The organism is Streptomyces sp. B6B3 (genome assembly GCF_039871525.1).
Taxonomy (GTDB): domain Bacteria; phylum Actinomycetota; class Actinomycetes; order Streptomycetales; family Streptomycetaceae; genus Streptomyces.
The window spans coordinates 383443-402307 of the sequence record NZ_JBDPLU010000005.1 but is presented as its reverse complement, the minus strand read 5'-3'; the positions used below and the strand labels follow the sequence as shown (position 1 = coordinate 402307).

Below are 18865 nucleotides of genomic sequence, written 5' to 3'. Positions count from 1 at the left end.
GGCTCCGTCCGTAGGACGACGACCCGATGGTGCCGCCGGGACTCCCGGCGGCACCATCGGGCCCTGGGGTCACTCGCCGCTGGCGAGGGTGAGGGCGCGCAGCCGGCGGATCGCGTACCAGGTGCCCGCGACGGTCGCCGCGGCCAGCAGGATCACCGCGGCCGGCAGCGCCACGTCGGAGTTGATGTCGGCGCCGGGCAGGGCGATCCGCTCGGCCAGCGACAGCGACCACTGCTGGATGCTGAGCGTCCGCGCGCCCGGCACCACGTTGCCGAACAGCGCCTCCCAGACCAGCGCGTAGATGAGGCCGAAGACCACCGCGTTCCGCGACACCGTGCCGAGCAGCAGGAAGACCGCGCTGTAGGCGACGGCGGCGACGGCCGCGGCCACCGCGAAGGCCAGGGCGATGCGCTGGCCGTTGCCGTTCAGGATGACTCCGGCCACCAGGATCGGCAGCGAGGTGAAGGCGACGGTGACGCCGATCGCGATCAGCAGCTTGGTGAGGATGATGGTGCGGCGCGGCAGCGGCTTGGAGAGCAGGTAGACGATGGAGCCGTCGTCGATCTCCGGGGCGATGGCGCCGGTGCCGGCGACGACGCCGACCAGCGGCACCATCGCGGCCAGTGCGAAGCCGCCCAGGATCTCGACGGCGGCGCGGTCGTCGGCGCCGGTCTGGGCGCGCACCGCGAAGGCGATGACCAGCAGCAACGCCGGCATCAGCAGCATGATCAGGGCGCGCCGGCGGCCCAGCAGGGCCCGGTAGGTGAGGCGGGCGACGGTGTGGTTGTAGAGCGCGCTCATCAGGCAGCCACCAGGTAGGAGAAGACGCTTTCGAGGGACTCGTCGGAGGGGGAGACCTCCAGCAGCCGGATGCCGCGCTCCCTGGCCAGGAGCGGAAGCTGGTGGGTGAAGCGGAGGAAGTCCACGGCCTGGATCCGCAGCGCGTGCTCCACGGGGTCGAACTCGATGCCGGCGGTGGACTGGTCGGCGATGAGCGCGGCGGCCAGCGCCCGGTCGTCGGACGAACGCACCAGGTACCGGTGCGGCCGGTCGGTCATCAGGCGGCGGATCCTGCGGAAGTCGCCGGACGCCGCGTGCCGGCCGGCGACGATGACCTCGATGTGCGAGGCGAGTTGCTCGACCTCCTCCAGGATGTGCGAGGAGAACAGCACCGTGCGCCCGTCCTCGCCCATCCGGCGGAGCAGGTCCATCAGGTGCATGCGCTGGCGCGGGTCCATGCCGTTGAACGGCTCGTCGAGCAGCAGCACGGACGGGTCGTGCACCAGCGCGGACGCCATCTTGACGCGCTGCCGCATGCCCTTGCTGTAGGTGCCGATCCGCCGGTCGGCGGCGTGCGTCATCTCGACGGTGGTCAGCGCGGCGGTCGCGGCGGCGCCGGGATCCGGCAGGCCGTGCAGCTCGGCGTTGGCCAGCACGAACTCGCCGCCGGTGAGGTAGTCGTACATGCCCTCGCGCTCGGGGACCAGGCCGATGTGGCGGTAGACGTCGGCGTTCCGCCAGATGGTCCGCCCGTCGAGCGTGACGCTGCCGGCGGAGGGCGCGAGGAAGCCGCTCATCATGTGGATGAGGGTGGACTTGCCGGCGCCGTTGGGGCCGAGCAGCCCGGTGACGCCGGGGCTGATGTCCATCGTCACGTCGTTCACGGCGACGACGTTGCCGAACCAGCGGGACGTCTTGTCGATCTGGATGGTCGTCATGGTCGTCGAGTCCTCACAGTCCGACGTTGCGGTAGCGGCGCTGCACCAGGGCGTAGCACACGACGATGATGGCGCCGGTGACCAGCAGGTAGGCGGGGCCCGCGGCGCCGGTCACCTCGACCTGGTCGGGGAAGTTGCTCTCGCCGCCGAGGAACGCGGACTGGAGACCGTCCAGCAGCGAACCGGGGGAGAACAGGCCGAGCCAGCCGACGACGTCCGGGTTGCCCTGTTCGGTGGCGACCGCCTGCACCGCGGTGACCGCGAAGTAGGGCACCGTGAAGACGGCGATGATGGCGGCGACGCCGAAGCCGCGGCGCGGCGTGAAGGACGCGGTGAGCACGGCGATGACGGCGTGCAGCAGGGCGAAGACGGCGGTGGCCACGAGCCCTCGGGCGTACGCCGTGGTCTGGTCGACGAAGCCGAGCTTGGCGAGCAGTCCGCCGGCGTAGGCGATGGTGACCGGGACGGCGACGAACAGGAAGAGTGCGCTGGTCAGTGCGGCGACCTTGGCGACCACGTAGTCGGTGTGCGTGATCGGCCGGGAGAAGTACAGCGGGATGGTCTTGTAGCGCAGGTCCAGCGAGACCATCTGGGGCGCGGCCAGGGCCAGGTACAGGCCGAAGATCGGCTGCATGAACAGGCCGTAGCTGGTGTACTCGACCGGCAGCTCGTCCAGCCCCGTGGACACGGCGACGGCCACCATGACCACGGCCGGGGCCGCCATGACGCCGAAGAGGACGAACGGCAGGATCTTGGAGCGGGCGGAGCGCCCGATGCCGTAGGCGCCGCGCAGCGAGTGCACGAACAGGGAGCGCCGGGCGTAGAGGGAGCCGAGGCGGTCGCCGCCGTACCGGCGGTACCCGATGTCGTGGATCCGCGCGTCGGGGCGCGCCTGGCTGGCCTGCTCGGGAGGACTGGTCACGGCTGCGCTCCCTCGGCGGGGTGGATCCGCGCGTCGGGGCGCGCCTGGCTGGCCTGCTCGGGAGGACTGGTCACGGCTGCGCTCCCTCGGCGGGGTGGTTCGGTGCGGCGGGGTCGGTCGGGTCCTGGAAGACCTCGGCGATGCGGTGCCGGCGCTGCTCCATGCGCACCAGGCCGAGGCCCAGGTCGGCGATGGTGTCGCGGACCGCGTCGTAGACGCTCTCGTCGGCGGCCTCCACCAGCACCAGGTGGCCGGCGCCCGGCGTGGCCTCCAGGCCGTCCGCGGTGAGCGCGGCGCGCAGCGCGGCGGCGCCGTCGGGATGCTCGTCGGTGTCGGTCACCTCGACCGCCAGCGAGGCGGTGGCCTGGGTGAACGTCGCGGTGGCCTGGGAACGCAGCAGTCGGCCGCCGTCGATGACGACGATGTGGTCGCTGGTGCGCTCCAGCTCGCCGAGCAGGTGCGAGGTGACCAGCACGGATATGCCGAAGTCGGTGTGGATGCGGCGGATCAGGCCGAGCATGTCGTCGCGCCCGGCCGGGTCGAGGCCGTTGGTCGGCTCGTCGAGCAGCACCAGACGGGGGTCGTGGACCAGCGCCTGGGCGAGCTTGACCCGCTGCTTCATGCCGGTCGAGTAGCCGCCGATGGGCCGGTACCGCTCCTCGTACAGCCCGACGTGGCGCAGCGTGTCGGCGGTGCGCTCGCGGGCCGCGGTGCGCGGCAGCCCCGACATCCGGGCCATGTGCACCACGAACTCGGTGGCGGACACGTCGGGTGGCAGGCAGTCGTGCTCCGGCATGTACCCGACCTGCTCGCGGATGGCGTGGCCGTCCCGCGCCGCGTCCTGGCCGAGCACCTGGGCCCCGCCCTCGCTGGCCGGGGAGAGGCCGAGCAGGATCTTGATGAGGGTGGACTTGCCGGCGCCGTTCGCGCCGACCAGGCCGGTGACGCCGGGGCCGATGTCCACGCTCAGTCGGTCGAGCGCGGTGACCTCCGGGTACCGCTTGGTCAGGCCCTCGGTCCGGATGACGCTGCCGGCGCCGGTGCCCGGGCCCGGCGCGGCCCCGGTCTCGGTGCCAGGTCCGCCCGCGTTGACGTTGATGACGCTCACAGGAACGACCGTAGCGGGCCCGACGGTGGCACACGTCACTCTTTGGTACTGGGGCACCCTGGTCCCGGTGGTTCCTCGGTATGGGTTTCCCTTAGGGGATACCCGTCGGCGCCGGCCGGCGGCTGGGGGTGCCCGAAGGCGGCCAGACTCAGCCGGCGCGCAGGAAGGCGCTCGTGGTGACCTGCCCGACCAGCGAGAGTCGGGTGCCGGGCCGGGCCAGGTGCGCCTCGCCGGCCTCCCTGACACCCGGCCACTTCGGGTCGCCGTAGTCGTCGAGCACCACGACGGCGCCGGGCGCGGCGAGCTCCTCGACCCAGGCGAGGTCCGCGGCGACGCCCTCCGCCGAATGGTCGCCGTCCACGACGATGACGCCGAAGCCGCCGCCGGCCAGCGCGGCGCGGACCTCGGGGGCGGTGGAGTAGCCGCGCACCAGGCGGAGCCGCTCGGGCTGCACGCCGGCGTAGTGCAGGTTGGCGCGCACCACGTCCTCGGAGATGGGGGTGCCCGACAGGTCGTGCTTGAGCCGCCGGCCCTCCTGGAGCTGGACCGGCGAGATCGGGTCGACGATGGTGAGGTGGTACGGCAGCCCGGCCCGGACGACCTGGCGGGCCAGGCAGCCGGCGAACAACCCGAAGAGGGTGCCGATCTCCAGGACCTCGCCGTTCGGCGGGTCGAGCAGCGGCACGGTGGCGAGCTTGCCGAGGATGTTGCCGGTGCCGCCGGCGATCCGGCCGACGCCCCGGTTCTCCACCTCCACCAGGGTCCGGTACGCCTGCACGATCTCCCGGCGGGCGTCGGCGCCCCGCGCGCCGGTGACCTCGGCGACGTCCCGGGCGAGCGCCCCGATCTGCCGGACCGTGGGCTGCCGGTGCACCCGGCGGCCCTCGCGGCCGAGCAGCAGGTCGAGCCCGTGCACCCGGTCCCGCAGCTCGCGCAGCTCCTTCCTGGTGTCGGCGAGCTCCTCACGCAGCGCGGACTCGGTGCGCTCGGCCCGCTCCCTGGTCTCGGCGAGGCGCCGGTCGCGGCCGGCCATCCGGGCCTCCAGATGGCGGTCGAGCCGTCGGATGACGGGCCGGACGACGGGCGCTACGGTGCGGCGGACGAGGCTCATGGCCCGACGCTAGCGGGCCGCGGGAGCGACGGTGAGGGCGCGCAACCGGAGTTACCACGCCGTTGACGGGCCCGTCATCCGGCGTCACACGACGCGCGCGACCGAGAGAGGGCCGGGCGTCAGCCGGCGAGCTGGGCGAGGCCCTCGGTGGCGATCCGCTCGAAGAGGTCCCGGTCGGCGGCGAAGACCGAGTCGGGGACGGGCCAGTGCAGCACCAGTTCGGTGAAGCCGAGCTCGGCGCAGGCGCCGGCGTGGTCCACGAAGGCGGCCAGCGAGCCGAGCGGGGAGGCGTCGGCCGGGGCGAGGCTGCTGTCCAGAAGTATCTTGTCGAGGCTGTCCGGTTCCCGTCCCGCCGCCTCGCAGGCCGCGGAGACCCGCTCGACCTGCCGGGCCAGTCCCGACCTGAAGTCCCGCACCGTGCCGGCGAACGTGGCCGGATCGCCGGTGGTCACCCAGGCCTGGCCGTGCCGGGCGGCCAGCCGCATGCCGCGCGGCCCGGTCGCCGCCACCGCGAACGGCAGGCGCGGCCGCTGCACGCAGCCGGGGATCATCCGGGCCTCGTGCGCGGAGTAGTAGTCGCCCCGGTAGGAGACGCCGCGGGCGGTCCCCTCGTCCCCGGCGCTGAGGAGCCGGTCCAGCAACGGGACGAACTCCGCGAAACGATCGGCGCGCTCCCGGGCGCTCCAGGCGTCGTGGCCCAGCACCGTGGCGTCGAAACCGCTGCCGCCCGCGCCGATGCCCAGCGTGATCCGGCCATCCGACAGGTCGTCGAGCGTCAGCAGCTCCTTGGCGAGCGGCACCGGGTGGCGGAAGTTCGGGGAGGTGACCAGGGTGCCCAGCCGGAGCCGTTCGGTGGCCCCGGCGGCCGCCGTGAGGGTGGGCAGGGCGCCGAACCAGGCGCGATCGCGGAAGCCACGCCAGGACAGGTGGTCGTAGGTGTAGGCGGTGTGAAAGCCGAGTTCCTCGGCGCGCAGCCAGGTCCGCCGGCCGCCCTCGGCCCAGCGGTACACGGGCAGGATCACGGTCGACAGCCGCAGGGGCGCGGTGGAGACAGCCATGGGCCGGTAGCTTAGAGCCGGCCGATGTGTTTCCGGCCAGAGTTACACGGCTTCCTGACAGGCTCGCCGCAAGCCCGGCCGCGGCCTGCCACGTGCGCATGCGCATGCATATGCTGGGTGATTGTGCCTGACGCCGCCTGCCATCCCCGCCCCCCGCTCACCGCCCTGCCGCGCCTGATCGCCACCGATCTGGACGGCACCCTGCTCCGGGACGACAAGACCGTCTCCACCCGCACCATCGCCGCCCTGGCCGCCGCCGAGGAGGCCGGCATCGAGGTCATCTTCGTGACCGGCCGGCCGGCCCGCTGGATGGGCGTGGTCAGCGACCACGTGCACGGCCACGGCCTCGCCATCTGCGGAAACGGCGCCGCGGTGGTCGACCTGCGCCGGGACAACGAGCTGGTGCAGGTGCGCCCGCTGACCCCGGCCGCCGGACTGGCCATCGTCGACGAGCTGCGCCGCGCCGCGCCCGGCGTGAGCTTCGCCGTGGAACGCACCGAGGGCATGGGATACGAGCCGGAGTACCCGACGCTGCACGGCGACCCTCCCCCAAGCCCTGAGGGCCTGGGTGGGGGCACCTCCCGGGCCCCCAAGGCCCGGGGGAGTACTTCCAACCGCAGGGCCGGGCGGCGCTCCCCGACGGAGATCGGCCCCGTCGAGCGGCTGCTGACCGCGCCGCGGAACCCGGACCAGCCGGTGCTGAAGCTGCTGGCCCACCACGGCCTGCTCGACCCCGACGGCTTCCTCGCGCTGGCCCGCGGCGTGGGCGGCGAGCACGGCGAGTTCACCCGGTCCAGCCCGACCGCGCTGCTGGAGATCAGCGGCCCGGGCGTCAGCAAGGCCAGCACGCTGGCGCAGCGCTGCGCCCGGCACGGCATCCGCCCCGACCAGGTGGTGGCCATCGGCGACATGCCCAACGACCTGGAGATGCTGGGCTGGGCCGGAACCGCCTACGCCATGGGCAACGCGCACCCCGAGGTGCTGGCCGCCACCCCGCGCCACACGGCGTCCAACGAGGACGACGGCGTGGCCCTGGTCATCGAGCAACTGCTCAGCACGGCCGCCGGCCACCGCTAGCCGAAACGATCCGGCGGATCGGCCGCCGGCTCAGTCGCGTTCCGCGCCGTCCGCCGGGCTGGTGAACTCGGGGCTGGAGAAGTCCGGCTGGCCGTAGCCCGGCCGCCGGCGACGCTTCTCCCCCAGCCTGGAAGGCTGGGAGGTGCCCCCGTGCTGGTCCGCCTCGTCGAGGGTGTCGAAAAGGTCGAATCCCTCGTCCGCGTCGTCGACGCCGCTGTCGAAATCGGGGCTGGTGAACTCCGGGCCGTCGAAGTCCGGGCTGTCGAACGCCGGACCGGCGAAGTCGGCGCCGCCCGCGTCGGGGCTTTCGAAGTCCGGGCTCGCGAAGTCTGGGGCGGAGAAATGTGGCTGGCCGTAGCGGCGTTCCCCGTGCGCCGCCTCGAGCTCCTCGTCCCAGCCCTCCTCGGGCGAGGTGAAGTGCGGCCGGCCGAACTCGGGCCCGGAGAAATTCGGCTGGCTGAACCGGGGTCTGGCGCTCGGCTGGTTCGTGGCGGACGCCGGTCCCGCGAAGTCCGGACTGGAGAAGTCCGGGCTGGAGAACCGCAGGCGCGGGGTGCGGCGCTCGTCCTCCTGGCCCATGCCGGAACGCGCGGCCTGCTCCCGCAGGAACGGCATGATCCCCTGGTCGAGCAGCGCCCGCCGCCACGCATCGCGCGCCCTGACCACCTCGTCGCCCAGCGGCTGCCGCTCCCCGGTCCGGCCGCGGCGCGTCCCGGTGGCGCGGATCGAGGTCTGCGCGCCGTTGCGGACGGCGGCCACCAGCAGGCCGGCCGCGGCCAGCAGCAGCCCGGCGGCGGCCAGCACCGCGAACACCCAACCCACCTCCCGCATCGGCCGCGCCATGGCCGGCTCCGGGTCGGCGAGGCCCAGCGCGTAGCCGAGCAGCAGGAAGATGACGGCCGCGATCGCCGCGAGCACCGGAACCAGCGCGGCGGCCACGGCGACCAGACCGGTGCCACCCCCGCTCGTCGTCCGTCCCGTCCCGACCCCCGGCGCCTGGGCACCGGCGGCGATGCGCCGGTCGGCGGGCGGGTCGGGGCGGCGCAGTTCCTCACGCAGCCGCGCGTAGTTCCGGTACTCGGGCTCGGACGAGGAGACGATGCGCGGGAGTTCCTTCAACGCGAGCGATCGCAGCTGCTCGACGTGGTATTGGTCGGCCCGGGTGGTGAGCCGGATCGTGCGCAACGCCTCTTCGAGGACCCGCTCGAATTCGGCGTGATCCTCGGGTGGCAGAACCTCGGCGCTGTTCATGTGCGTCCCCAGATGCTCGCGGAGAGCCGGTGAGCAGAACGATGGTAGAGCGGTCCGGCCTTTCCTCACAGGGAGAAGCCGGAATCTCTACCCTCAGGGGGCTCACTCAGCGTCTGCGTTTCTCCTGCCCGTAACGGGGAAACACACGCAACGCGACACCCAGTGATCTCGGGTGACGGACCGACTCGGGTGACGGACCGAACGGAAAAGCGCGGGGGCGCGGGCGCCGGGGCTCAGTCAGCTCAGTCGGCTCAGTCGGCTCAGTCGGCTCAGTCGGACAACGGCAACCGCGCGACCAGCAACCCGCCCGACATCGTCACGCCACCGTCCATGGCGAAGGCCAACGCGGGCACCCGCTCAACCGGACAACGGCAACCGCGCGACCAGCAACCTGCCCGACATCGTCACGCCACCGTCCATGGCGATGGCCAACGAGTCCGCGTAGACGTGCGGGGCGCGCACTTGCGGTGAGGCGTCGGCCCCTGACCCCTCCGCGTCGCCGTCGCCGCCGCCCGAGGCCCCGGCCTCGCCGGTCAGGTACGGGATCGGGCTGTGGCCGTGCACCACCCGGGTGCCGCCGTACGTGTCGAGCAGCTTCCGCACCGCCTGTGGGCCGTCCTCGTCGCGGAACGCGAAGCGCTTGGTGAACTTTCGGAAGAGGTCCCAGGTCACCCCGACGTCGTTGCGCGCCAACGCCTGCCAGATCGCGTCGTTGACGTCGTCGATGGTGGTGCCGTAGTCGAGGTACGCGGTGGTGTCGGAGTGCAGCAGCAGATGGCCGTCGGCCAGCGCCATCGAGTCCAGCCGGGACATCCACTGGATGTGGTGGTCCTGGAGCCGCTCCATGTCGCTGCGCTGCCCGCCGTTGAGCAGCCAGGCGGCCTTGAACGAGGCGGTGCCCGCGACGGAGTCCACGGGCGTGTCGTCGAAGCGGCTGGCGCCGAGCAGCAGCAGCTCGTGGTTGCCGAGCAGGGCCTTGCAGTAGCCGCCCGCGGCGGCGGCCTCGGCGGACAGCCGCATGACCAGGTCGATGACGCCGATGCCGTCGGGGCCGCGGTCGGTGAAGTCGCCGAGGAACCACAGCCGGGTGTTGCCCGCGGCCCAGGCGTCCGACTCGTCGGTCAGACCGGCGGCACGCAACGCCTCGCGCAGCTCGTCGAGGTACCCGTGCACGTCGCCGACGACGTAGAGCGGACCCGCGCCCTCCATCACCGGTAGGTCGGGCACGGTCGGCGAGTAGAGATCCGGTGCACGACGGGTCGCGTCCGGGTCGGTGGCGTGCCACACCTCTGGTCCCTGGCCGTCCCCCTGGATCATCGACCCCTCCACCTTCGCGCGCCGCCTCCACCTGCTCGACCTGCCGGAGCGGCTGGTCGGGGTGCCGTTGGCCCATCATAGGAATCCCGATGCTCAGGTGTGACACACCTGGGGCGAGAGATCCGAGGTCGGTGCGGGGTCGTTGCCGGACCTTTTGCCGCAAACCGGCCGCGCGGCACGCTACTGCTCGGCGACCGGGTGCGGACGGGGGGCGCTCACCGTGGTGCGCGGGGCGCGGCGCTGGGACGAGGTGCGGACGATCAGCTCGGTCGGCATCACCTGATGGGGCGGGCCCAACGCGCCCACGCCCGGCACCCCGGCGACGCCCGGCACTCGGACGCCGGCCTCGATGGCGTCGATCAGCAACTGGATCACCGTCGTGCCGATCCGTCCCGGCTTCAGGGAGAGCGTGGTGATGGGCGGCTCGGTGCTGGCGTAGACGCCGGACTCGCTGCAGCAGACCAACAGCAGGTCGTCCGGGACCCGCAGGCCGTACCGGCGGGCGGCGGCCAGCAGATCGGTGCCGTTGGGGTCGAAAAGGCCGTAGACGGCGTCGGGCCGGTCGGGGCGGGCGAGCAGCCGGTCGGCGGCGACCGCGCCGGCACACGGGTCGTGCGCCGGGTAGGCCTCGTACACCGGGTCCTGGCCGGTGCGCTCGCACCAGGTGAGGTAGGCGGTGGTGGACAGCCGGGTGTAGGTGTCGGTGCTGGTGCCGGTGAGCAGCCCGATGCGACGGGCCCCGGCGCCGGCCAGATGGTCGAGCAGGCCGAGCACGGCGGCCTCGTGGTCGTTGTCCACCCAGGCGGTGACCGGGAGGCTGCCGCCGGGGCGGCCGTCGGAAACCACGGGGATGCCCTGTCTGACCAGCTCCGTGACCACCGGATCGTGGTCGGAGGGGTCGATGACGACGGTGCCGTCCAGGGCGACGTTGGACCAGACGTCGAAGTCGCCGTGCAGTGAGGTGGCGGGGAGGATGACCAGCGCGTAGCCGCGCGCCAGGGCGGCGGACGTGGCGGCGCGGGCCATCTCCGCGAAATAGGCGAACTCGGTGAAGGTGAACGGTTCTTCGCCGTAGGTGGTGACCGTGAGGCCGATCAGCCCCGACTTGCCGGTGCGCAGGGTGCGGGCGGCGGCGGAGGGCCGGTAGCCGAGTCGGTCGGCGACGCTCCGCACGTGGCGCCGGGTGGCGTCGGGCAGTCGGCCCTTACCGTTGAGCGCGTCCGAGACAGTGGTGATCGAGACACCCGCAGCGGCGGCGACGTCACGGATCCCCGCTCGGCCGCTGGGCCGGCGACCGCCAGCCCGGGTCACCTGATGTTTCGCTGCTGTCATGGCGACCCGATCGTAGGCCCGGATTGCCGACCCCATCGGAACGCGTCCAACGAGGGAAGAAGATACGTTTCAGCAAGATCAAAGAGGTGGCTGACCTGCGATGACAAGGCATGACGGGCGTCGATGCGACGCATCCTCCCGCCAGCCCGCGGTCCCTCCCAGCAAGTCGTCCCGCTTTCAACACTCGCGGGCTCACCCCTACGGGTGATGCGCGCAAGGGCGTTCGCCACCGGCGCATAATCGCCCTGTCACGCTACCCGGCTAGGCCACGCGCCGGCATCGATGGCGCACGGTGCTCCTACAGTGGGCAGGGTGACCGCCTCATCGCACAGCACTCGGCTCCCCCAGGGATCCTCTCAGGACGACACCCGCGCCGCGGACGCGGCCTCGCCGCGGGACACCGGCGCCCCCCGGGTCCGGCTGCGCGGCGCGCTGGACGACATCCCCGGATACGTGCCGGGCCGCCCGGCCGGCGCCGGCGGCCCCGGCGGGCGGCCGGCGTTCAAGCTGTCGTCCAACGAGAATCCCCATCCGCCGCTGCCCGGCGTGCTGGAGCAGGCGGTCGCGGCGGCCGGCTCGCTGAACCGCTATCCGGACATGACCTGCGCCGGGCTGCTGGCCGAGCTGTCGGCGCGGTTCGAGGTGCCGGTCGAACACCTGGCGACCGGCACCGGCTCCGTGGGCATCGCGCAGCAGCTGCTCCAGGCCACGGCCGGCCCCGGCGACGAGGTGATCTACGCCTGGCGGTCGTTCGAGGCCTATCCGATCATCACGCAGATCTCGGGTGCCACCTCGGTGCGGGTGCCGCTCACCCCCGACGAGGAGCACGATCTGCCGGCGATGGCCGCGGCGATCACCGAGCGCACTCGGCTGATCTTCGTCTGCTCGCCGAACAATCCGACGGGCGTGGCCACGCCGCGCGCGGAGCTGGAGCGCTTCCTCGACCGGGTGCCGGACGACGTGCTGGTGGTGGTGGACGAGGCGTACCGGGAGTTCGTGCGCGACGACCGGGTGCCGGACGGCCTCGAGCTGTACCGGGAGCGGCCCAACGTCTGCGTGCTGCGGACCTTTTCCAAGGCGTACGGGCTGGCCGGGCTCCGCGTCGGGTACGCGGTGGCGCACGAGCCGGTGGCCGCCGCGCTGCGCAAGACGGCCGTGCCGTTCGGCGTCAGCCAGATAGCGCAGGACGCGGCGGTCGCCTCGCTGCGCAGCGAGGCGGAGCTGATGAGGCGGGTGGCCGCGGTGGTGGCGGAGCGGACCCGGGTCAGCGAGGGGCTCGCCGCCCAGGGCTGGACGGTGCCGGACTCCCAGGCCAACTTCGTGTGGCTGCGGCTGGGGGAGGCCACGACGGACTTCGCCGCGGCCTGCGAGCAGGCGGGGGTGATGGTGCGCCCGTTCGCCGGGGAGGGCGCCCGGGTCTCCATCGGCGAGCCCGAGGCCAACGACATCCTGCTGCGCACGGCGGCGGAGTTCCGGCGCGCCCGGGGCGGGTGAGCAGTCTCACGCGACTCCGGCGCGCATCCGCCGCCTGGCGGGTCCATAATGGCTTGTGAATGTGAACACTTTCACAAGCTGAGGAGGGGCCAGTGGACCTCGCACTCGCACCGGAGACCCTGGCACGGTGGCAGTTCGGCATCACCACCGTCTACCACTTCCTCTTCGTCCCGCTGACCATCTCGCTGGCCTCGCTGACCGCCGGCCTGCAGACCGCCTGGGTGCGCACCCGCAAGGACAAGTACCTGCGGGCCACCAAGTTCTGGGGCAAGCTCTTCCTGATCAACATCGCCATGGGCGTGGTGACCGGGATCCTGCAGGAGTTCCAGTTCGGCATGAACTGGTCGGACTACTCGCGCTTCGTCGGCGACGTGTTCGGCGCGCCCCTGGCGATGGAGGCGCTGCTGGCGTTCTTCTTCGAATCCACCTTCATCGGCCTGTGGATCTTCGGCTGGGACAAGCTGCCGCCCCGGCTGCACCTGGCGACCATCTGGACCGTGGCGGTCGGCACCGTGCTGTCGGCGTACTTCATCCTGGCCGCCAACTCCTGGATGCAGCACCCGGTCGGCTACCGGATCGACGAGGAGACCGGGCGGGCCCAGCTCACCGACTTCCTGGCGGTGCTCACCCAGAACACCGCGCTGGCCCAGTTCTTCCACACCCTCACCGCGGCCTTCCTGACCGGCGGCGCGTTCCTGGTCGGCATCTCCGCCTACCACCTGCTGCGCGGCCGGCACGTCGCCGTGATGCGCACCTCGCTGCGCCTGGGCCTGGTCACCATGGTCGTCGCCGGGGCGCTGACCGCGTTCTCCGGCGACCGCCTCGGCAAGATCATGTACGAGCAGCAGCCGATGAAGATGGCCTCCGCCGAGGCGCTGTGGGAGACCGAGGGCCCGGCCCCGTTCTCGCTGTTCGCCATCGGCGACGTGGACGAGGGCCACAACGTCGTCGCCGTCGAGGTGCCGGGCCTGCTGTCGTTCCTGGCGCATGACAACTTCTCGGAGGAGGTCCCCGGCATCAACGACCTCAACGAGCAGATGCAGGAGCGGTACGGGCCCGGCGACTACCGGCCCAACATCCCGCTGGCCTACTGGAGCTTCCGCTGGATGATCGGCTTCGGCATGGCCTCCGCCGCGCTCGGCGCCGCCGGCCTGTGGCTGACCCGCCGGCGGTTCTGGCTGGCGCCCCGGCTGCGCACCGGGGAGGACGAGACGCCCCGGCTGGCGCTGACCCGCGGCCGCGAACTGCCCGCCGTGCTCACCGGCTGGTACTGGCGGCTGGCACTGCTCACCATGCTCTTCCCGCTGATCGCCAACGCCTGGGGCTGGATCTTCACCGAGACCGGCCGGCAGCCGTGGCTGGTCTACGGGGTGCTGCCGACCGCCGCCGGGGTGTCGCCCAGCGTCTCGCAGGCCGAGGTCATCACCTCGTTGTCGCTCTTCACCCTGCTGTACGCGGTGCTCGCCGTGATCGAGGTCCGGCTGCTGGCGCGGTACGCGAAGGCCGGACCGCCCGAGCTGACCGACGCCGACCGCAACCCGCCGACCCGCATCGGCGGCACCCCGAACGACCGCGTGACCGGCGACGGAGAAGCCACGGCCGAGGACCGGCCGATGGCGTTCTCGTACTGATCTGCCTGCTGAACGGAGGACGTGCGATGGAACTCCCCGACGTGTGGTTCGTGCTGATCGCCGTGCTGTGGACCGGCTACTTCTTCCTGGAGGGCTTCGACTTCGGCGTCGGTATCCTCACCCGGCTGCTGGCCAGGGACCGCGCCGAGCGACGGGTGCTGATCAACACCATCGGCCCGGTCTGGGACGGCAACGAGGTCTGGCTGCTCACCGCCGGCGGCGCCACCTTCGCGGCCTTCCCCGACTGGTACGCCACCCTCTTCTCCGGCTTCTACCTGCCGTTGCTCGCCGTCCTGCTCTGCCTGATCGTGCGCGGCGTGGCGTTCGAGTACCGGGCGAAGCGGGCGGCCGAGTACTGGCAGCGGAACTGGGAGCACGCCATCTTCTGGTGCTCGCTGCTCCCCGCGTTCCTCTGGGGCCTGATCTTCGCCAACGTGGTGCGCGGCGTGCCCATCGGCCCCGACCGGGAGTACGCGGGCGACCTGTTCGACCTGCTCAGCCCCTACGCCCTGCTCGGCGGGGCGGTCACCTGCGCGCTCTTCACCTTCCACGGCGCCGTGTTCACCGCGCTGAAGACGGTCGGCGACATCCGGCTCCGGGCCCGCCGGACGGCCGCCCTGCTGGGCGCGACCACCGCCGTGCTGGCGGGGGCGTTCCTGCTCTGGACCCAGGCGGAACGGGGCGACGGACGCACCTGGCCGGCCCTGGTCGTCGCCGTGCTGGCGCTGCTGGTCGCGCTGGTCGCCAACGCCGCCGGCCGGGAGGGCTGGGCGTTCCTCTTCTCCGGGCTGACCATCGTGGCCACCGTCGCGCTGCTGTTCCTGGCCCTCTACCCCGACGTCATGCCCTCCTCGCTGAACGAGGACTGGAACCTGACGGTGGAGAACGCCGCGTCCAGCCCCTACACGCTGCGGATCATGACCTGGTGCGCCGCCCTCGCCACGCCCGTGGTGCTGCTCTACCAGGGCTGGACGTACTGGGTCTTCCGCAAGCGCATCGGCACCCAGCACATCGCCGCGGAAACGAAGCACTGACATGAAGCCCGTCGATCCGCGCCTGCTGCGGTACGCCCGCGCCACCCGCGGCTTCCTCGCCGCCTCGGTGGCACTCGGCCTGGCCGGGGCGGGCCTGGTCATCGCCCAGGCGGTGCTGCTCGCCGAGGTCATCGTCGGCGCGTTCACCTCGGGGATGGGGGTGGCGGAGCTGCGCACCCCCCTGCTGCTGCTCGGCACCGTCACGGCCGGCCGGGCCGCCGTGGCCTACCTCACCGAGCTGGCCGCCCACCGGGCCAGCGCGGCGGTCAGGTCCGAGCTGCGGCTGCGGCTCCTCGACCACGCCGCCGACCGGCTCGGCCCCTCCTGGCTGACCGGGCAGCGCTCCGGCGAGCTCACGACGCTGGCCACCCGCGGCGTGGACGCGCTGGACGGCTACTTCGCCCGCTATCTGCCGCAGCTCGGGCTGGCCGTGGTGGTCCCGGTGGCGGTGCTGGCCCGGATCCTCACGGACGACTGGGTCGCGGCGGCCACCATCGCCGTCACGCTGCCGCTGGTCCCGCTCTTCATGGCCCTGATCGGCTGGGCCACCCAGGCCCAGACGGATCGCCAGTGGCGGCGGCTGTCCCGCCTGTCGGGCCACTTCCTCGACGTCGTGTCCGGGCTGACCACCCTCAAGGTGTTCGGCCGGGCCAAGGCCCAGGCGGGGCAGATCCGCACGGTCACGGACGACTACCGCCGGGCCACCCTGCGCACGCTGCGGATCGCCTTCCTCTCCGCCTTCGCCCTGGAACTCCTGGCCACCATCTCGGTGGCGCTGGTCGCGGTCGGCATCGGCATGCGGCTGGTGCACGGCGACATCGGCCTGGAAACGGGTCTGGTGGTGCTGATCCTGGCGCCCGAGGCGTATCTGCCGCTGCGCCAGGTCGGGGCGCGGTTCCACGCCGCGCAGGAGGGCATGTCCGCCGCCGAGGACGTCTTCGCGGTGCTGGCGACCGAGCCTCCCGCCGGAGCGGGCGGGGGCGGCGCTCCCGCCCCCGACGTGCGGGCGGCCACGATCGCCGTGGACCGGCTGGTGGTCCGGCACCCGGGACGGGCGGCCGCGTCGCTGGCCGAGACCAGCCTCGCCGTGGCCCCGGGCGAGACCGTCGCCCTCACCGGCCCGTCCGGCAGCGGGAAGTCCACGCTGCTCGCCGCGCTGCTGGGCTTCGCCGAACCGGCGGCCGGGCGGATCCTGGTCGACGGCCGGGACCTGGCCACGCTCGACCGGACGAGCTGGCACCGCCAGATCGCCTGGGTTCCGCAGCACCCCCACCTGTTCGCCGGCACCATCGCCGACAACGTCCGGCTGGCCCGGCCGGACGCGGACGACGCGGCGGTGGCCGACGCGCTCGCCCGGGCCGCGGCCGCCGACCTCGACCAGGACCGCCGGGTCGGCGAGGGCGGCTCGGGGCTCTCGGCCGGCCAACGTCAGCGCGTCGCCCTGGCCCGGGCGTTGCTCGCCGACCGCCCGCTGCTGCTGCTCGACGAGCCGACCGCCGCGCTGGACGGCGCGACCGAGGCCGAGACCCTCGCCACGCTGACCCGCCTGGCCGCGGATCCCGACCGCACGATCCTGCTGGTCACCCATCGCCCGGCGCTCCTGGCCGCGGCCGACCGGGTGTTTCACGTGGAACCAGCCCCACCGGCACCCGGGTCTCAGGCGGCCGCGGACCGGGAGCCAGCGAGCGCGGCGGCCGTGGCCCGGACCGCGCCCGGCGTGGACGGCGGCCGCGACGCCGGTCCCGGTCCCGGTCCCGCGGAGCCGGGTCGCACGGAGCCGGGTCGTGCCGACCGTGGTCGGGCCGACCGGGCCGACCGGGCCGACCGGGCCGGGCACCCGCTCGGCTGGGTGCGGGCCGCCGCCGGGCCGAGGAGCGGACGGCTCGCGCTGGCCATCGTGCTCGGGGCGCTGGCCATGGGCTCGGCCGTGGGGCTGATGGCCACCTCCGGATGGCTGATCTCCCGGGCCTGGCAGCAGCCGCCCATCCTCTACCTGATGATCGCCGTGACCGCGACCCGCGCGTTCGGCATCGGCCGCGCGGTCTTCCGCTACGCGGAGCGCCTCGTCGGCCACGACGCGGTGCTGCGCGTGCTCGCGGAGCTGCGGGTCGCCGTCTACCTCAGCCTGGAGCGGCTCGCCCCGCTGCGCACGGCCGACTCGCCCGCCGCACGCCACGACACGGTGACCCGCCGGCCACTCCTCTCCGCCCCGGGCACCCCGGGCACCCCGGGCACCCCGGGGGCGCCGGCCACCCGAGGAGCATCGGGCACACCGGAGGCCCCGGGACCATCGGGCACCCCGGGGGAAGGCTCGACCGGCGCCGCGCGGCAAGCGCATCGCGCGGTTCGGCGTGGGGAGTTGCTGGCCCGGGTGGTCGACGACGTGGACGCGCTGCAGGACTACTTCCTGCGCTGGTTGCTGCCGGTCGCGGTCGCCGCCGTGGTCTCGATGGCCGCCGTGGCGTTCACCGGCTGGCTGCTGCCGGCGGCCGGTGCCGCGCTGGCGGGCGGGCTGCTGGTCGCCGGGGTGGCCGTTCCCGCGCTGGTCGGGGCCGTGGCCCGACGCACCGAGCGGCAGCTCGCCCCTGCCCGGGGGGAGCTGGCGAGCCGCACGCTGGACCTGCTGACCGGCACCGCCGAGCTGACCGTGGCGGGCGCGCTGCCGGCCCGGCGCGCGGCAGTGCGCGCGGCCGACGCCCGGCTCACCGCGCTGGCCGCCCGGTCCGCCGCCGCCACCGCGCTCGGCGGCGGGCTCGCCGCGCTGGCCGCCGGGCTCAGCGTGACCGGCGCCGCCTGGCTGGGCGCCGGGGCGGTCGCCGGCGGCGATCTCGCCGGGGTGTGGCTGGCCAGTGTCGTGCTGGTGCCGCTCGCCGCGTTCGAGGCGGTCGAGGGGTTGCCGTTGGCCGTCCAGCACCGGCACCGGGTGACCCGGTCGGCCGAGCGGCTGCGGGAGATACTCGACGCCCCGGCCGCCGTGCGGGAGCCCGAGCGCCCCCGGTCCGCGCCCGCCGATCCGTTTCCGCTGGTCGTGCGCGGCCTGACCGCCCGCCACCCGGGGGCCGACCGGCCCGCGCTGGACGGCGTGGACCTCCGCCTCACCCCGGGCCGCCGGGTCGCCGTGGTCGGGTCCTCGGGCTCCGGTAAGACCACCCTCGCCCACTGCCTGGTCCGCTTCCTCGACGCCGAGGCGGGCAGCTACACGCTGGGGCCGGCGGCCGTCCCCGCCGCCGACCTGGCCGGCGACGACGTGCGCCGCGTCGTCGGGCTGTGCGCCCAGGACGCGCACGTCTTCGACAGCACCCTGGGGGAGAACCTCAGGCTGGCCAGGCCGGGCGCGGACGACGCCGCGCTGCGCGCCGCGCTGGCCGACGCCCGGCTGCTCGACTGGGTGATCACGCTGCCGCGGGGCCTGGACACCCCGGTGGGCGAGCGGGGTGCCCGGCTGTCCGGCGGCCAGCGCCAGCGTCTCGCGCTGGCCAGGGCGCTGCTGGCGGGATTCCCGGTGCTGGTGCTGGACGAGCCGGCCGAACATCTCGACCTGCCCACCGCCGACGCCCTCACCGCCGACCTGCTGGCCGCCACCGAGGGCCGCACCACCGTGCTGATCACCCACCGGCTGGCCGGACTCGCCGCGGTCGACGAGGTGCTGGTGCTGGACCGGGGCAGGCCGGTGCAACGGGGCACGTACGCGGAGTTGGCCGCCGCGCCCGGCCCGTTCCGCCGGATGCTGGAGCGCGAGGCCGCCGCCGAACCCGCCGCGGCCACGATTCCGGCATAGCCGACTTTCGCCCCGAATGTCTGCTGACTACCCT

General features: G+C 73.5%; 14 protein-coding genes. 5 read left to right on the top strand and 9 right to left on the bottom strand.

Annotated elements, in window-relative coordinates:
* Positions 1-69: 69 nt before the first annotated feature.
* The 6 genes from ABGB06_RS14305 to ABGB06_RS14280 form a co-directional block, all read right to left on the bottom strand.
* A complete protein-coding gene (locus ABGB06_RS14305) occupies positions 70-801 on the bottom strand; it encodes an ABC transporter permease subunit (RefSeq protein ID WP_347589010.1) in 732 nt (243 codons plus the stop codon).
* On the bottom strand, positions 801-1718 hold the full coding sequence (locus ABGB06_RS14300; RefSeq protein WP_347589008.1) for an ABC transporter ATP-binding protein: 918 nt from the start codon (positions 1716-1718) through the stop codon (positions 801-803). Before ABGB06_RS14300 ends, ABGB06_RS14305 begins: the two co-directional genes overlap by 1 nt.
* A 13-nt stretch (positions 1719-1731) precedes the next feature.
* Positions 1732-2640, bottom strand: coding sequence for an ABC transporter permease subunit (locus ABGB06_RS14295; RefSeq protein ID WP_347589006.1), 909 nt, complete (start codon positions 2638-2640; stop codon positions 1732-1734).
* A 70-nt stretch (positions 2641-2710) separates the two neighbouring features.
* Positions 2711-3664 carry an ABC transporter ATP-binding protein gene (locus ABGB06_RS14290; protein ID WP_347589200.1) on the bottom strand — a complete coding sequence of 318 codons (954 nt, stop codon included), beginning with the start codon at positions 3662-3664 and terminating at the stop codon, positions 2711-2713.
* A 232-nt stretch (positions 3665-3896) separates the two neighbouring features.
* The gene (locus ABGB06_RS14285; protein WP_347589004.1) at positions 3897-4859 is read right to left on the bottom strand and encodes a class I SAM-dependent methyltransferase; all 963 of its coding nucleotides are present in this window, start codon (positions 4857-4859) and stop codon (positions 3897-3899) included.
* A 119-nt stretch (positions 4860-4978) separates the two neighbouring features.
* Complete coding sequence (locus ABGB06_RS14280; protein ID WP_347589002.1) at positions 4979-5917, bottom strand: LLM class flavin-dependent oxidoreductase; 939 nt, start codon at positions 5915-5917, stop codon at positions 4979-4981.
* A 123-nt stretch (positions 5918-6040) separates the two neighbouring features.
* Here ABGB06_RS14280 and ABGB06_RS14275 point away from each other — a divergent pair, with 123 nt between their 5' ends.
* Complete coding sequence (locus ABGB06_RS14275) at positions 6041-6994, top strand: HAD hydrolase family protein (protein ID WP_347589000.1); 954 nt, start codon at positions 6041-6043, stop codon at positions 6992-6994.
* 30 nt (positions 6995-7024) lie between these two features.
* Here the strand turns inward: ABGB06_RS14275 and ABGB06_RS14270 are convergent, their stop codons facing one another.
* The 3 genes from ABGB06_RS14270 to ABGB06_RS14260 all read right to left on the bottom strand — a co-directional run bounded on the left by ABGB06_RS14270 (position 7025) and on the right by ABGB06_RS14260 (position 10894).
* Positions 7025-8245: a hypothetical protein gene (locus tag ABGB06_RS14270; protein WP_347588998.1), complete on the bottom strand. Its 1221-nt coding sequence runs from the start codon at positions 8243-8245 to the stop codon at positions 7025-7027.
* Positions 8246-8602: 357 nt separating this feature from the next.
* Positions 8603-9562, bottom strand: a complete 960-nt coding sequence (locus ABGB06_RS14265; RefSeq protein WP_347588996.1) for a metallophosphoesterase — start codon at positions 9560-9562, stop codon at positions 8603-8605.
* 180 nt (positions 9563-9742) lie between these two features.
* Positions 9743-10894: a LacI family DNA-binding transcriptional regulator gene (locus tag ABGB06_RS14260; RefSeq protein ID WP_347588994.1), complete on the bottom strand. Its 1152-nt coding sequence runs from the start codon at positions 10892-10894 to the stop codon at positions 9743-9745.
* 420 nt (positions 10895-11314) lie between these two features.
* Between ABGB06_RS14260 and hisC the strand changes: the two genes are divergently transcribed.
* The 4 genes from hisC (at position 11315) to cydD (ending at position 18831) form a co-directional block, all read left to right on the top strand.
* Positions 11315-12388, top strand: a complete 1074-nt coding sequence (hisC, locus tag ABGB06_RS14255) for a histidinol-phosphate transaminase (RefSeq protein WP_347589199.1) — start codon at positions 11315-11317, stop codon at positions 12386-12388.
* A 92-nt stretch (positions 12389-12480) separates the two neighbouring features.
* Entirely contained in the window at positions 12481-14019 is a 1539-nt protein-coding gene (locus ABGB06_RS14250; RefSeq protein ID WP_347588992.1) for a cytochrome ubiquinol oxidase subunit I, read from the top strand.
* A 26-nt stretch (positions 14020-14045) separates the two neighbouring features.
* The gene (cydB, locus tag ABGB06_RS14245; protein ID WP_347588990.1) at positions 14046-15053 is read left to right on the top strand and encodes a cytochrome d ubiquinol oxidase subunit II; all 1008 of its coding nucleotides are present in this window, start codon (positions 14046-14048) and stop codon (positions 15051-15053) included.
* A 1-nt stretch (position 15054) separates the two neighbouring features.
* Entirely contained in the window at positions 15055-18831 is a 3777-nt protein-coding gene (gene cydD / locus ABGB06_RS14240; RefSeq protein WP_347588988.1) for a thiol reductant ABC exporter subunit CydD, read from the top strand.
* Positions 18832-18865 lie beyond the last annotated feature (34 nt).

What these genes read in the sequence shown, in the direction of transcription:
- ABGB06_RS14270 (WP_347588998.1), bottom strand. Translation starts at nt 8,245, where the DNA reads ATGAACAGCGCCGAGGTTCTGCCACCCGAGGATCACGCCGAATTCGAG.
- ABGB06_RS14280 (WP_347589002.1), bottom strand. Translation starts at nt 5,917, where the DNA reads ATGGCTGTCTCCACCGCGCCCCTGCGGCTGTCGACCGTGATCCTGCCC.
- cydB (WP_347588990.1), top strand. Translation starts at nt 14,046, where the DNA reads ATGGAACTCCCCGACGTGTGGTTCGTGCTGATCGCCGTGCTGTGGACC.
- ABGB06_RS14265 (WP_347588996.1), bottom strand. Translation starts at nt 9,562, where the DNA reads ATGATCCAGGGGGACGGCCAGGGACCAGAGGTGTGGCACGCCACCGAC.
- cydD (WP_347588988.1), top strand. Translation starts at nt 15,055, where the DNA reads ATGAAGCCCGTCGATCCGCGCCTGCTGCGGTACGCCCGCGCCACCCGC.
- ABGB06_RS14305 (WP_347589010.1), bottom strand. Translation starts at nt 801, where the DNA reads ATGAGCGCGCTCTACAACCACACCGTCGCCCGCCTCACCTACCGGGCC.
- ABGB06_RS14260 (WP_347588994.1), bottom strand. Translation starts at nt 10,894, where the DNA reads ATGACAGCAGCGAAACATCAGGTGACCCGGGCTGGCGGTCGCCGGCCC.
- ABGB06_RS14285 (WP_347589004.1), bottom strand. Translation starts at nt 4,859, where the DNA reads ATGAGCCTCGTCCGCCGCACCGTAGCGCCCGTCGTCCGGCCCGTCATC.
- ABGB06_RS14300 (WP_347589008.1), bottom strand. Translation starts at nt 1,718, where the DNA reads ATGACGACCATCCAGATCGACAAGACGTCCCGCTGGTTCGGCAACGTC.